This is a genomic window from Vibrio sp. 99-70-13A1 (assembly GCF_013114625.1).
GTDB lineage: Bacteria > Pseudomonadota > Gammaproteobacteria > Enterobacterales > Vibrionaceae > Vibrio.
Window position 1 is genome coordinate 263,530 of the sequence record NZ_VTXD01000002.1, and the last position, 13,077, is coordinate 276,606.

Below are 13,077 nucleotides of genomic sequence, written 5' to 3' on the forward strand. Positions count from 1 at the left end.
AAACATAATCAACCCATAAAAAGCGGAGATTTGTCTCCGCTTTTTTATTACCTGAGCGATTGATTTACAGAAGAAAACTACAAGAGGTAATGATCTGCAAGCAAAGCAATAAAGAGCAACATTAGATGATATATAGAAAACTTAAACGTTTTCATCGCGGTACTCTTATCACTTCGATACTTAAGTAACCAAGCATGATAGATAAATCCACCATTCAGAACCAATGACGCCGTTAAGTAAATCCAACTACTCATTCCTACCAAAACCGGCAGTAAACACACCACACTCAATAAAAGGGTATAAAGGAAAATGGACGTTTTGGTATAACTGATACCATGCGTCACTGGCAGCATTGGAATATTCACCTTTGCATATTCATCACGTCGATGAATCGCAAGCGCCCAAAAATGCGGAGGGGTCCAAATGAAGATGATCATCACTAATAGCCATGCATGAGAATGAAGCTCATTAGTGACAGCTGTCCAGCCGAGCAGCGGCGGCATAGCTCCTGCGATTCCGGCAATCACAATATTTTGCGGGGTTGCGCGCTTCAAATACATAGTATAAACAACCGCATATCCTAATAAACTGGCAAAGGTTAACCAAGCTGTCAGTGCATTCACCACAAAAAATAAAATCGCAAAGCCAACCACACCAATCACAGTCGCAAAGCCAAATACGCTATAGGAGCTAAGCTCACCAGATGGTAATGGTCTGCGACGAGTTCGAGTCATTTTTGCATCAATTTTACTGTCAATAAGATGATTAAACGCAGCGGCCGCTCCAGCCATCAAACCAATACCAATCAGCCCAAATACGGTTTCTTTTAACGGTAACCCCGAAGGTACAGCAAGACACATCCCCACTAATGCGGTTAACAGCATCAAAGCCACGACTTTCGGTTTGGTGAGCGTTAAATAGGCTTTCCAATGATGGCTTTCTTGAGTTTGATGGGTACTTTCTTCTCGAGTTATTGCGCCTCGAGATATAGCACTTCGGGTTACAGCCCCCCTAGATATCGCGCCCCCAGACATAGTACCTGCATCAGAAGCTCCATTTATTGCTCTCATAGTTGATGTCTTACTTGTCATACTCGACTCCTTCTGCATAATCTGCATGTCTCGACTTGTGAAGAGCTGCATCGCTAATTGGTACAACATTGTTTGTTATTTGGGTTTGATAATCTTGTCGATGCCAAAGTAAAAAGTTTGTGGTTACTACGCAAACGAGTAATAAAGCAGCAACCAGGTTATGAAGCACAGCAATAGAGATAGGAAGCTGTAAAACAACATTGCCAATTCCTAGACTTACCTGAAGTAATAATAACGTCCCTACTCTTTTCGCTAAGCTATTCTGAATATTGCAAGGCTGCTGAGCGAGCTTCCATACAAGCACCAAAACCACGCAAGTCGTCGCGATAGCCCCAATTCTGTGAGAAACATGGATGGTCATTCGTGCTGGATATTCAAGCACACCAAATTCATAGTTGTCGTGACCTGATTGAAGTAAGTCAAAGGCCTTGGAAAAGTCCAAGTACGCCATCCAATCACCTTCGCAAATGGGTAAACTAGTACACATTAACGCCGCATAATTCGATGAGGTCCATCCGCCTAAAAATATTTGAAGAATCACGATACTCAAGCTCGCGATAGCCCAAAACCGGACTGAAGGGTCAACATAAAGTGGATCAATATGTTGTTGTAAACCTTTCAATTTACAAAACAGAATGGCGAGCAATGAAAAGAGTGTGAAACCCCCTAAGAGATGTGCCATAACCACCAATGGCATCAGTTTCAATGTCACGGTCCACATGCCAAGCGCCGCTTGAAATACAACAACAAATAAAATAGCCAGTGGTAACTTCGGCGAAATAGTTTTTATCTTCATGCACCAAACCGTGATGCAGAAAATGACAATGCCTAAAGTGCCGGCGAAGTATCTATGGATCATTTCTAACCAAGCCTTGTCCGATTCTATTGCGCTGCCAGGATATAGCTGTGCAGCTTTAGACAAAGAAGATGAGTCAGAAGGAACAATCATACTGCCATAACATCCTGGCCAATCGGGGCAACCTAACCCAGCATCAGACAACCTTGTATAAGCGCCTAATACAATAACGGTTAACGTTAACAGCAAACTCACTTTTACGAGTAAGGTTAGATTTTTAGGTGTCTCATTAACCATGACCTCTCCCTATCATTTGACCCAATATCTCGGTTACCATAAGCTCTTACGATTCAGCGATTCAGCGATTCAGCGATTCAGCGATTCAGCGATTCAAAAGCCTAACCGACTCTTGATAACTTCAATAATTTTCTTAAATCGTGCAAGATCCCTTTTGACTGTTTGACCAGCAAAGCTTGGTTAGATACTCCTTGGTAACGCATCACTAACTGACCTAATGGATCAACAATCACGACAGAGGATGCCAACAAGGGGTCATTGTTGGTCAAATCGGTGCGAACTTCTCGGAATAAGTCCATGTCCTTTAGAGTGTCGTTATTGCCTTTATCTATAAGTAAAATTAGCTTAACTCTTTCTTTATACTTTCCTAATGCCAAATAACTTTGCCCGAGTAAATGCACCTGTTGCTCACAAACACGGTTACAGTTTTGGGGGACCACATAGGCAAGTAACCACCCTTCTTGCAGCGGTAAAATATCCACCCCAACATTGGTTAATGTCGTTTTAGGCTCGATGAGCTCACCAAAGTTGGTTACGCCCGCGGTATACCACTGTTGAGACAAAACAAGCTTGGCGATAATGGCAGGCAAGGCAAATATCAAAATCAAGCTCACTAACAAAACACGTCCTTTTAACTGTGATCTTTCCATGATTGTCTCCACCTATATTTCATTTGATGAGCTACCCTACAAGCAACTATTTGATATGAAGCGCCTGCTTTCTACTTTCTACTTTCTACTTTCTACAGAGTCTATTCGATGCTGTTTTATCCAAAATCTAAAGCTGATCATCAACATAATTGACGCCAATACTGCTGCCATTACAAACCACTGCACAGCATAACCAAAGTGTTTCGAAGAGCTCATGGGTAACGGTACCCAAACAGGTTCATAATCCCAATTCTCAAGCCCAATAGGTTGTAAAACCATAGGGAATAAGTTCACCTCAAATAAGTCTTCTAGTTCAGCAATATTTAAATTTTGAACCCTAATTGGCAGTGTATTTTCAGCGGATAATTCATGACTCAATGGGTTTGTGGATTTAAGATACAAACGACCAGATAAGTTGCTAGGTACTGACAGGTCGCTCAGATTAGGCAACACAATGCGATTTCGACTCGCTTCAACAAAACCTAAATCCAACAAAATTGACTGCCCGCTTCCTACCTCTCCAAGCTGACCAATCATAAAAACCAAGTACCCAACTCGCCCTTCATGTATTTGGTTATCCAGTAGGAAAACATCTCCTGTACCACCCTCAATCTCTACCTTTACTCTGGTTCCGTTCAATGCCTGTAGTTGTTCAAAGTGCTTCAATGGTTTGGACTGCGTTAGCTCATCTTCACCCAACAGGCTAGATGGTTTCTCTGTTAATTCAGACATCTCGATAAAATCAGACAAGGCTATCGCACTTACCTTTTCACGTTCCAGAAGGGCTAATTCATACGTTGATTTTTGTTCACCCCTGCCGAGTTGCCAAAAACCTAACTTGATCAATATAGAAACAGACACCACAGTTAACGCAGCAGCAAGCCAAAGTTTTTTACTCTTCCATGCCTTATTTTCTATCTTCATCAACATCCTTTATTAGAATCAGGAGTGGCTATGACGGTTTCCTTTATATTCAAAATTGCTTTAGTGTTTTTCCTTTTCTTTATCATCATCAATCTCGCCAAAGCTTTGTTCATTATTGCTAAAGGTGAGCAACCTCAAAAGCCACTCAGTCACTTCCTTGGGCGACGAGTCATGTTGTCTGCTGCCGTCGTTCTACTGCTATTGCTTGCCCTTTCTATGGGGTGGATTACTCCGAACCCTCGCCCCTACTAGTGCTACATAATCATTAAAAAACACCTTGGTGAAACAGCTACAACACATAAACAAAAACGAATAAACACAGCCATACCACATCCACAAAATGCCAATACCAACTCCCCGCTTGAAATGCAAAATGATCTTTTGGTGTGAAGTGGTCTTTAGCAATCCTAAACAGCAAAATAATAAGAAAAATCGTCCCTAAACAAACGTGAAGCCCATGAAAACCAGTCAGTAAGAAGAAGGTGTTTCCGTAGATACCAGATTGCAGCGTCAGCCCCATCTCTTGGTAGGCGTGCATATACTCTTCAACTTGAAAGAATAAAAAGAAGCCAGCTAGAACGATGGTAATTTCAAGCCACACAATTAACGCCATACGCTTGTTTGTTTCTAAGCTGATGTGCGCCATGTGCAGAGTAATAGAGGAAAGTAAAAGGATTATTGTGTTCTTAAGTGGGATACCCTGCCAAGGCATTGCTTGAGTTTCAGCGCCACTAGGAGTACTGGTTAGTGGCCACATTGCCTCAAACATTGGCCACAACACTTCATGAGTCATGACATTGTTATCAGCGCCACCTAACCAAGGGACAGACAACATCCTTGCATAAAAAAGCGCCCCAAAAAATGCACCAAAAAACATAATTTCAGAGAAGATAAACCAGCTCATGCCTTGTCGGAACGAACGCGCAATTTGTTCTGAATACAAACCCGTTAATGACTCTGTAATTACATTGCTAAACCACCCAGCTAACATGTAAAGCAGAACCAAAAATCCTACGGTTAAAACAATTTTACCTACGACACCGCCAGAGCCTTCTACGCCCATATTCTGCACAGTTAGCCCAGCGCCAACCGCCACAAGGAATAAAGCAACCGCACCAACCAGAGGCCAGCTACTTTGTGCGGGTACAAAATAAATATCTTTTTTAGAACTCATCACTCAACTCCTTGTTGAAATCGTTCTTCTATCTATTTAGTTGTTCTCTTCTTTAACTTGATTACTCATTTTTTAGCTATCAATGAGCCACTAAGGAATCGGTAGACCGCATATTACTCGCAACCTCTACCACCTCAGGTTCAGCATTTAATGAATGGGTTATATTAAAAAGAGTGTATGAAAGCGTAAGCGTGTGGATAGAGTCTGGTATATCTGGCTCTATATAAAAGATCAGAGGCATCACTGTATTTTCAGATGCAGCTAACGCTTGTTGATTAAAGCAAAAACACTCAATTTTATTGAAGTAAGTAGCCCCTTCACCTGGAGATACAGAAGGAACAGCTTGCCCAACTAAAGGCTCACTTGAACGATTCAAAGCAAGGTATTGAGTTTGAATCACTTCTCCTGGGTGCACATCTAACGTTCTTTTTTCTGGCACAAAATCCCAAGGCATATCCGGATTTATATGAGACATAAATTCAACACGGATACTTCGCGAGTAATCAGGCTGCATACCTTGAGGCTGTATCACCGACTCTGAATTTGTCTTACCGTTGATACCTAAGGCGTCACACATCACGTCATACAAAGGCACTAAAGCAAACCCAAAGCCAAACATCCCAATGACGCTCAGCACTAAATAGCCCACCAACTTATTTGATGAATTGGGGATGCTTTTCGCATGCAGGTCAGGCTGTTTAATACCTTGCTTAACGTCCTGCTTGCCTTGGTTGTCTTGCTTGGCATCACTGTCTGATGTGTCGCGTGGGTTGTTTGTCATACTCACCTCAGTCAATCTTTGGTGGGTGAGTAAAGGTATGGTGCGGAGCCGGGCTTGGTACTATCCACTCTAAACCTTCGGATCTTTCCCATGGTTTACTTGGAGCGGGCTCTCCACCTTTTACGCATTTAATCACAAGCCATAAGAAGATCAGTTGAGATAGACCAAAAGCAAAACCACCTATTGATACGATTTGGTTCACATCTGCAAACTGAATAGCGTAGTCAGGAATACGTCTTGGCATACCCGCTAGCCCAAGGAAGTGCATAGGAAAAAAGAGAACATTCACCGACACCACTGATGTCCAAAAATGCCACAAGCTCAAACGTTGGTCATACATATGACCTGTCCATTTCGGAAGCCAATAATAAGCCGCAGCCATGATAGAAAATACCGCGCCTGTCACTAACACGTAATGGAAATGAGCCACCACAAAGTAAGTGTCATGGTATTGAAAATCTGCTGGGACAATCGCCAACATCAAGCCCGAAAAGCCGCCAATAGTGAATAGCACGATAAAGGCAATCGCAAACAGCATTGGGGTTTCAAAGGTCAGAGAACCTCGCCACATTGTCGCCACCCAATTGAATACTTTCACCCCGGTAGGCACCGCAATCAACATGGTGCAATACATAAAGAAAAGTTCAGCAAAGACAGGCATTCCCGTGGTAAACATATGGTGCGCCCATACTAAGAATGACAGCAAAGCAATGCTACAAGTTGCGTAAACCATAGAATGATAACCAAACAATCGCTTACCACTGAATGCCGGAATAATGGCTGAGATAATGCCAAAGGAAGGCAGTATCATGATGTACACTTCAGGGTGTCCAAAGAACCAGAAGATATGCTGGAACATCACAGGGTCTCCCCCACCAGCCGCATCAAAAAAGCTAGTTCCGAAGTATTTATCCGTCAATACCATGGTCACCGCGCCGGCGAGAACAGGCATCACCGCTATCAGTAAGAAAGCCGTGATTAACCATGTCCATACAAACATTGGTAGCTTAAACCAAGTCATTCCAGGCGCTCGCATGTTCACAATAGTCACAATCACGTTGATTGCGCCCATTATCGAACTGATCCCCATAATATGAACGGAGAACACAAATAATGCAGTGCTGTCAGGACCATAGGTAGTAGAAAGTGGTGCATAGAACGTCCAACCGAAATTTGGTCCTCCCCCCTCAGTAAACAGTGAACCAATTAGAATCAAAAACGCAAAAGGTAAAATCCAGAAACTAAGGTTATTCATTCGTGGCAGCGCCATATCTGGTGCGCCAATCATCATTGGAATCATCCAATTGGCAAGCCCAGTGAAAGCTGGCATGACAGCCCCAAACACCATGATCAAACCGTGGACAGTGGTCATCTGATTAAAGAAGTCAGGCTCAACTAACTGCAAACCAGGCTGGAACAACTCAGCACGAATCACCATAGCCATTGCCCCGCCAGTCAAAAACATAGCGAAGCTAAACCATAGGTAGAGAGTGCCTATATCTTTATGGTTGGTGGAATAGAGCCAGCGAGCTAACCCTTTAGGTGCGGCGTGATCATCATGAGGCTCGGCATCATGAGAATCAGCACCATGAGATAAGCCTCCTGCACCACTTAATTCATGGCTATTCATCGGAGCCGACTTTACGGGCTTGTTTGCTGATGATTTCATTGCTCCTCCTTGGCATTTTTCTGTGCCTTAAATGCATTTACATCAGAAGCTTGAACGACATCTCCCGTATCATTTCCCCATGCATTTCTTTGATAAGTCACGACTGCAGCAATTTCTTTCTCGCTTAATTGGGCATCAAATGCCTGCATTGCCGTTCCAGTTCGACCATAAACAATAGTGTCTAAGTGTGTAGATAAATCCCCTAGTGCAATCGCACTGCCTTTAATTGCAGGGAATGCACCAGTAATACCTTCACCATTGACCTGATGGCACACCGCGCATCTCGCGTTATAAATGGTCTCACCTTCGGCGTATAGTTCTTCCATAGAAAGTGACGAGCCTAATGCTTCTTGAGCTTGTTGCTTAGCAATCGCAGCCTCTTCTTTTTGCTTAACAAGCCATGCATCAAAATCGTCTTCTTCCATGGCCTGCACGACAATCGGCATGAATCCATGTGCTCGCCCACAAAGCTCTGCACACTGCCCTCTATATACACCAGGCTCATCAATTTTGGTCCATGCCTCATTAATAAACCCCGGGACAGTGTCTTTTTTAACAGCAAAAGCAGGCACCCACCATGAATGTATTACGTCATCAGACGTCATCAAGAAGCGGACTTTTCGATTAATAGGAAGGACTAAGGGCTTATCCACTTCTAGTAAATAATGTGCGCCTTTTTCTTCAATACCTTCAATTTGTTTATCACTCGTTGCTAATAAACTAAAAAATTCAACATCTTCCCCAAAGTAGCTGTAATGCCACTTCCACTGGGAACCTGTGATTTTAATGGTTAAGTCGGATTGGGAGGTATCTTCCATCGCAATCAATGTTTTGGTTGCGGGTATCGCCATCGCGATAAGAATAAGAATGGGAATAATCGTCCAGATAATTTCAACTTTGGTGCTTTCATGGAAATGGGCAGCGACCGCACCCTTCGACTTTCGATGGTGAATAATGGAATAAAACATCACGCCAAACACGATTAGCGCAATTGCACAGCAAATGTAGAAAATCAACATGTGAAGGTCATAGACCTTACCGCTGATTTCCGTAACACCCTGAGTCATGTTGTAGTCTGATTCAGCCCTCAAGGCTGATGACCCAAACAAAACTACCGCTAGTTCCATTAACAGTACAAGAGTGGTTCGTGATCTCTTCAAAAGGTATCTCCTTTATCCATCCCACAAGACATTTACGCCCTGAAACCATCGTTCACATGTGCCTATTGTCTTTCTATCACCTAATGCGTCATGCCTATTTCAACCACTCACTCGAACGCTTCTTCACAATTAAAGAATCTTAAGCTAAGTGTTAAACATATTAATGATGCAAATTAAGCCTCATCAATACGACAGAAAAGATGAGGATATAGACGTTAAATCAGCGAACTGGCTATTTTTTGTTATATTTATGTAAAAGGCTAGTTACAGAACATGAATTATTCAAGATGCTAATTTGCAAATACTCAGTGATAAAGTCGTCTTTCTAACAAATTGGCGCCCTCAGGAGCAGAGTTTTTAAAAAGGGAAACAAATAAAAAATGAGGCATGGGTTATTTGGAAAATCAATTAATAAGGTCTGCGGTGCTTTAGCGGCTTTAGAGCTCTTTTTTACAGAGTTTGGCTGTGAAGCCGCATCATCAAATTCAACATATCAGCAGCGCTTAGAATGCCGTTTGTTAATAACTGCATTCAATGAACACACATTGATTGATAGCCGTCTTCATTGATAATTGATTTTCCTAACAACTTAAGTTTTACGATTGCCTTCACTTAATTGATAATGAATATCATTTATATTTACTCTATCAACAGCAAAGGTTTTATTTATGATGGGAAAATTGACGAACTGGTTAGCGCGAGACCCAGATCCTAGAACTCGTGAAGAGCTTCAATATCTTATTGATGAAAAAGAATACAGCGAACTTGAAGATCGTTTCGGGCAAAGATTGGAATTTGGAACGGCTGGGTTAAGAGGAAAAGTGGGTTGTGGTCCAAACCGAATGAATCGCTTAGTGATTCAAGAAACCGCCGCTGGATTGGGTCACTATCTGATCGACAATATCAGCAAGGCTGCTTCTCGCGGAGTAGTGGTTGGCTATGATGGCAGAACCGACTCAAAGCAATTTGCCATAGATACGGCTTCGGTACTTACTGCTTTAGGCATTAAAGTTTTTCTCACCCATGATGTTGCCGCAACGCCTGTTGTGGCATTTGGTATAAAGCACCTGAATGCCGCTGCGGCAGTAGTAGTCACCGCAAGCCATAATCCTCCTGAATATAATGGCTTTAAAGTGTACTGGGAAAATGGGGCTCAAATAATCCCGCCTCATGATTCAGGTATCGCTGCTGAAATTGCAATCGCCGCAACAAGACCAATTCCACTGATGTCATTAAGTGATGCTGAGCAAAGAGAACAACTCGTTTGGCTTACTGAAGATTACTATCAAACCTACCGTACCAGCGTTAACCAAAGCCCGTTCATTGAAGATGATACTTCAGAGAAATCCATTGCCGTTGCTTACACCGCCATGCACGGCGTTGGAGCACAAATGGCGGAAGATTTATTGCATGACAATGGTTTCCACAAAGTCTTCAGTGTTGCCGAACAGCGTGAACCCGATGGTTTATTCCCAACGGTTAACTTCCCTAACCCTGAAGAAGATGGGGCCATGGATCTCGTTCTAGAATTAGCAGAAAGTGTCGATGCTGCGATTGCTTGTGCAAACGATCCTGATGCCGATAGGTTTGCGGTTGCCGCAAGACAACACGATGCAACCTACAAAATGCTGACTGGCGATCAAATTGGAGTACTGCTTGCCAACTACTTGCTTTCGTTGCCTCATACCAAACAGTCATCACATACAAAACAACAACTGGTCGGTAACAGCATTGTATCGTCTACTTTGCTTGCTAAAGTGGCAAAATCTCATGGTGCAACCTACTTCCAAACACTCACTGGCTTTAAATGGTTAGCGAATGTGGGAATGCAATTAGAAGACGATGAAAATGAATTCCTTTTTGCCTATGAAGAAGCACTTGGCTACACCATTGGCACACAAGTAAGGGACAAAGATGGGCTCTCAACACTGGTTGTGTTCTCTCAACTTGTTGAGCAATTGAAACAAAATGGCAAAACGGTATGGGATGTACTTGCTCAAATATCCTTTGAACATGGCGTACATGTGAATGCTCAACGCAGTATTCAACTAGACCCAAATTCACCATCTATCGGTGCGAAGTTAAGAAGTACTCCACCAAAGCAGATTGCTGGCGTGAGAATATCTGTCATTGAAGATCTTCAATCTTCACTTCGCTTTACTATTGGTGGAAAAGGTAGCATTGGGAAAACCGAAGCCATCCACCTACCTGCCAGTGATGTGCTGATTTATCACATGGAAGATGGCTCTCGAATCATTGTTCGCCCATCAGGTACCGAACCTAAGCTCAAAGTTTATTACGAACTTGTCACTGAATTTGAGGGGAATGAAAATTACCCTGAAGCTTTACTACGAGCAGAGGAACAAATGGCGCAGCTTATTGAACAGCATCAGCAAGAGCTAAACCAGTAACTACTGAGAAGTAAACGTTAAACACCTAGCGGAAAAACAAAAATGGACGTAGAAATACGTCCATTTTTTTACTAAAGCGATTTTTGTAAGAAGTGTTTGTTGACCCCTTTAATAGGGTAATCACTGAACTCGCCGACCACTTTAAAACCTAACTTTTGATAAAAACCGAGAGCTTGGAAACTATAAGTATCTAAGTAAATATCGGTAACCCCTCTCACAAGCGCCTCTGACTCCACTTTAGCGATAAGCTTTGTACCAACATCATTTCCTCTTAGGTCTGAAGATACCCAAAGGTGATTAATCATCAGCGAGGTAGTGAATAGTTCGGCATTTAACCCTGCGATTACATTGTTCTGTGAGTCTCGAACAAAAACAGAAAGAGGGATCAAATCTTGATCAGGGAAGTGCGGGGCATTGTATTCTTTTATTCCATCAAGAACGCTATCAGTATCTTGCTTTGATGGATGGCTAACGACTTCAATATCCATATAACTCTCTAAAAAGTAAGTTTATCGTTAAGCTCTATCGTACATTTTAAAGATAAAAAAACCAGCCGAAGCTGGTTAATTCTGTTCATTACTGTCTTCGATCATACTGACAAAAGAAACTAATTAGCTAGACAACTAAGCATCTAAGCATCTAAGCATCTAAGCATCTAAGCATCTAAGCATCTAAGCATCTAAGCATCTAAGCATCTAAGCATCTAAGCAACGAATGATTTTAGCATCCAAACAGCTAAGATAATGAATACGCCACCCATCACTTTCTGTTGATACATTCTAAATTTCGCATTCTCAAGTAGAGACTTGCCGACACTGCCTACAAGCGCCACTAATAAAAAATTAAATGATAAGCCTAAGATATTCAGTAATAGCCCTAGTACAAGCATTTGCTCGCCAGAACTTGCGGTGATGTTAGTCGACACAAACTGAGGTAAAAACATCACAAAGAAGACAAGCGCTTTAGGGTTAAGTAAGTTGCTCACTAAAGCGCGCTGGTAATAGGTTTTAGCAACTGCAGAATTATTGTTCAGTTCAGGCGCTTCGTCTTGCTCTGCTTTTAGGCAATCCCAACCCATTTTAAGTAAGTAAGCACCACCAAGTAGGTGTAATACTTTTAATGCTATTGGGCTCATTGCAATTAAGGCCGACACGCCCATAGCGGCTAGTACGGTTAAAATAATACCGGACGTAGCATTACCTAAACTGGCAAACACGCCAACTTTGCGACCATAACTCATACTTGAGCTCGCAATCAGCAACATATCAGGGCCAGGAAGAAGAAGAAGCGCTACAACAGCCGTTAAGTAGACGGGTAAAATAGTTAAATCGATCATTCGTTATTGTTTTTATAAAAATCCGGTGGCGGATTTTATATCAACGAATAACAACTAACTAGGTATATAATACAAATAATTTAAATTTTAACGTTAATACAACTAGGTTATAACGATTTATCAGCATAAAAACAAATCAAACGATATGCATCAACGAGCAAGCCACTCAATTTCAATTAGTGTTTTGTCACCGCACATAAGTCGCCCTAAAAACACATCACCATAATGTACTTCACCTACACCTTTTGGCGTGCCGGTCATAACCACATCACCATCTAACAGAGTAAGGTAAGATTTTAATTCATCTAAGATGGTTTGAGGTGAGTAGAGCATCTGGTTCACGTGACCCTTCTGGACTCGAACACAATTAATGAATAACTCTAAGTTAAGATCATTAATATCAACATCAGTTAACGGAACAAAGCGACTAAACACCGCAGAGCCATCAAATGACTTTGCTCGCTCCCATGGAAGCCCTTTGCTTTTAAGATAAGATTGCTGCTCTCTCTTGGTGAGATCTAGCCCTAAGCCTACTGAAGTGAAAGTACCATTTTCCACTATGAAGCAAATCTCCGCTTCATAATGTAACGTCTCTTCATGAAAAGAAGACAATGTCGTCGTTGTGCTAGTACTCGGCTTATGGAAAACCACCATATGCTCAGGTGTGGCATTGTTGAGCTCTTGAATATGATCTGCATAATTTCTACCCACGCATAATATTTTACTGGGCGCGGCGGTTACTTTAGAAATCATCATGTCACTATCCTTGTTAACTGAGCTCATTACCT

General features: G+C 42.1%; 13 protein-coding genes. 2 read left to right on the forward strand and 11 right to left on the reverse strand.

Annotation, left to right across the window (positions count from 1 at the left end):
• Nucleotides 1-77: 77 nt before the first annotated feature.
• The 4 genes from cyoE to F0226_RS02895 form a co-directional block, all read right to left on the reverse strand.
• The gene (gene cyoE / locus F0226_RS02880; protein WP_253820739.1) at nucleotides 78-1,091 is read right to left on the reverse strand and encodes a heme o synthase; all 1,014 of its coding nucleotides are present in this window, start codon (nucleotides 1,089-1,091) and stop codon (nucleotides 78-80) included.
• The gene (locus tag F0226_RS02885) at nucleotides 1,081-2,184 is read right to left on the reverse strand and encodes a COX15/CtaA family protein (RefSeq protein ID WP_171734202.1); all 1,104 of its coding nucleotides are present in this window, start codon (nucleotides 2,182-2,184) and stop codon (nucleotides 1,081-1,083) included. Before F0226_RS02885 ends, cyoE begins: the two co-directional genes overlap by 11 nt.
• A 101-nt stretch (nucleotides 2,185-2,285) precedes the next feature.
• Nucleotides 2,286-2,834: a hypothetical protein gene (locus F0226_RS02890; RefSeq protein WP_171734203.1), complete on the reverse strand. Its 549-nt coding sequence runs from the start codon at nucleotides 2,832-2,834 to the stop codon at nucleotides 2,286-2,288.
• A gap of 78 nt (nucleotides 2,835-2,912) precedes the next feature.
• Nucleotides 2,913-3,758 carry an SURF1 family protein gene (locus F0226_RS02895; RefSeq protein ID WP_253820740.1) on the reverse strand — a complete coding sequence of 282 codons (846 nt, stop codon included), beginning with the start codon at nucleotides 3,756-3,758 and terminating at the stop codon, nucleotides 2,913-2,915.
• A gap of 30 nt (nucleotides 3,759-3,788) precedes the next feature.
• Here F0226_RS02895 and F0226_RS02900 point away from each other — a divergent pair, with 30 nt between their 5' ends.
• Complete coding sequence (locus F0226_RS02900) at nucleotides 3,789-4,010, forward strand: DUF2909 domain-containing protein (RefSeq protein WP_171734205.1); 222 nt, start codon at nucleotides 3,789-3,791, stop codon at nucleotides 4,008-4,010.
• Nucleotides 4,011-4,047: 37 nt separating this feature from the next.
• Here the strand turns inward: F0226_RS02900 and F0226_RS02905 are convergent, their stop codons facing one another.
• From F0226_RS02905 to coxB, 4 genes are all read right to left on the reverse strand, one after another.
• On the reverse strand, nucleotides 4,048-4,932 hold the full coding sequence (locus F0226_RS02905; protein WP_171734206.1) for a cytochrome c oxidase subunit 3: 885 nt from the start codon (nucleotides 4,930-4,932) through the stop codon (nucleotides 4,048-4,050).
• A 79-nt stretch (nucleotides 4,933-5,011) separates the two neighbouring features.
• Nucleotides 5,012-5,713: a cytochrome c oxidase assembly protein gene (locus F0226_RS02910; protein ID WP_171734207.1), complete on the reverse strand. Its 702-nt coding sequence runs from the start codon at nucleotides 5,711-5,713 to the stop codon at nucleotides 5,012-5,014.
• Nucleotides 5,714-5,720: 7 nt separating this feature from the next.
• Nucleotides 5,721-7,382: a cytochrome c oxidase subunit I gene (gene ctaD, locus F0226_RS02915; protein WP_171734208.1), complete on the reverse strand. Its 1,662-nt coding sequence runs from the start codon at nucleotides 7,380-7,382 to the stop codon at nucleotides 5,721-5,723.
• A complete protein-coding gene (coxB, locus tag F0226_RS02920; protein ID WP_171734321.1) occupies nucleotides 7,379-8,509 on the reverse strand; it encodes a cytochrome c oxidase subunit II in 1,131 nt (376 codons plus the stop codon). The genes ctaD and coxB overlap by 4 nt, the downstream gene beginning before the upstream one ends.
• A 701-nt stretch (nucleotides 8,510-9,210) precedes the next feature.
• Between coxB and F0226_RS02925 the strand changes: the two genes are divergently transcribed.
• Entirely contained in the window at nucleotides 9,211-10,953 is a 1,743-nt protein-coding gene (locus F0226_RS02925; RefSeq protein WP_171734209.1) for a phospho-sugar mutase, read from the forward strand.
• Between the two features lie 71 nt (nucleotides 10,954-11,024).
• On the opposite strand, the gene F0226_RS02930 is transcribed toward F0226_RS02925, so the two are convergent.
• From F0226_RS02930 to F0226_RS02940, 3 genes are all read right to left on the reverse strand, one after another.
• The gene (locus F0226_RS02930) at nucleotides 11,025-11,441 is read right to left on the reverse strand and encodes a GNAT family N-acetyltransferase (protein ID WP_171734210.1); all 417 of its coding nucleotides are present in this window, start codon (nucleotides 11,439-11,441) and stop codon (nucleotides 11,025-11,027) included.
• Between the two features lie 215 nt (nucleotides 11,442-11,656).
• Nucleotides 11,657-12,289 (reverse strand): LysE family translocator, encoded by a 633-nt coding sequence (locus F0226_RS02935; RefSeq protein WP_171734211.1) that lies wholly within the window; start codon nucleotides 12,287-12,289, stop codon nucleotides 11,657-11,659.
• 150 nt (nucleotides 12,290-12,439) lie between these two features.
• Nucleotides 12,440-13,072: a fumarylacetoacetate hydrolase family protein gene (locus F0226_RS02940; RefSeq protein ID WP_171734212.1), complete on the reverse strand. Its 633-nt coding sequence runs from the start codon at nucleotides 13,070-13,072 to the stop codon at nucleotides 12,440-12,442.
• Nucleotides 13,073-13,077: the final 5 nt, after the last annotated feature.

Bases quoted from the DNA above. Each gene is read 5' to 3' on its own strand.
- F0226_RS02930 (WP_171734210.1), bottom strand. From the start codon at position 11,441: ATGGATATTGAAGTCGTTAGCCATCCATCAAAGCAAGATACTGATAGC.
- cyoE (WP_253820739.1), bottom strand. From the start codon at position 1,091: ATGACAAGTAAGACATCAACTATGAGAGCAATAAATGGAGCTTCTGAT.
- F0226_RS02925 (WP_171734209.1), top strand. From the start codon at position 9,211: ATGATGGGAAAATTGACGAACTGGTTAGCGCGAGACCCAGATCCTAGA.
- ctaD (WP_171734208.1), bottom strand. From the start codon at position 7,382: ATGAAATCATCAGCAAACAAGCCCGTAAAGTCGGCTCCGATGAATAGC.
- F0226_RS02890 (WP_171734203.1), bottom strand. From the start codon at position 2,834: ATGGAAAGATCACAGTTAAAAGGACGTGTTTTGTTAGTGAGCTTGATT.
- F0226_RS02910 (WP_171734207.1), bottom strand. From the start codon at position 5,713: ATGACAAACAACCCACGCGACACATCAGACAGTGATGCCAAGCAAGAC.
- F0226_RS02885 (WP_171734202.1), bottom strand. From the start codon at position 2,184: ATGGTTAATGAGACACCTAAAAATCTAACCTTACTCGTAAAAGTGAGT.
- coxB (WP_171734321.1), bottom strand. From the start codon at position 8,509: ATGGAACTAGCGGTAGTTTTGTTTGGGTCATCAGCCTTGAGGGCTGAA.
- F0226_RS02940 (WP_171734212.1), bottom strand. From the start codon at position 13,072: ATGAGCTCAGTTAACAAGGATAGTGACATGATGATTTCTAAAGTAACC.
- F0226_RS02905 (WP_171734206.1), bottom strand. From the start codon at position 4,932: ATGAGTTCTAAAAAAGATATTTATTTTGTACCCGCACAAAGTAGCTGG.
- F0226_RS02895 (WP_253820740.1), bottom strand. From the start codon at position 3,758: ATGAAGATAGAAAATAAGGCATGGAAGAGTAAAAAACTTTGGCTTGCT.
- F0226_RS02900 (WP_171734205.1), top strand. From the start codon at position 3,789: ATGACGGTTTCCTTTATATTCAAAATTGCTTTAGTGTTTTTCCTTTTC.
- F0226_RS02935 (WP_171734211.1), bottom strand. From the start codon at position 12,289: ATGATCGATTTAACTATTTTACCCGTCTACTTAACGGCTGTTGTAGCG.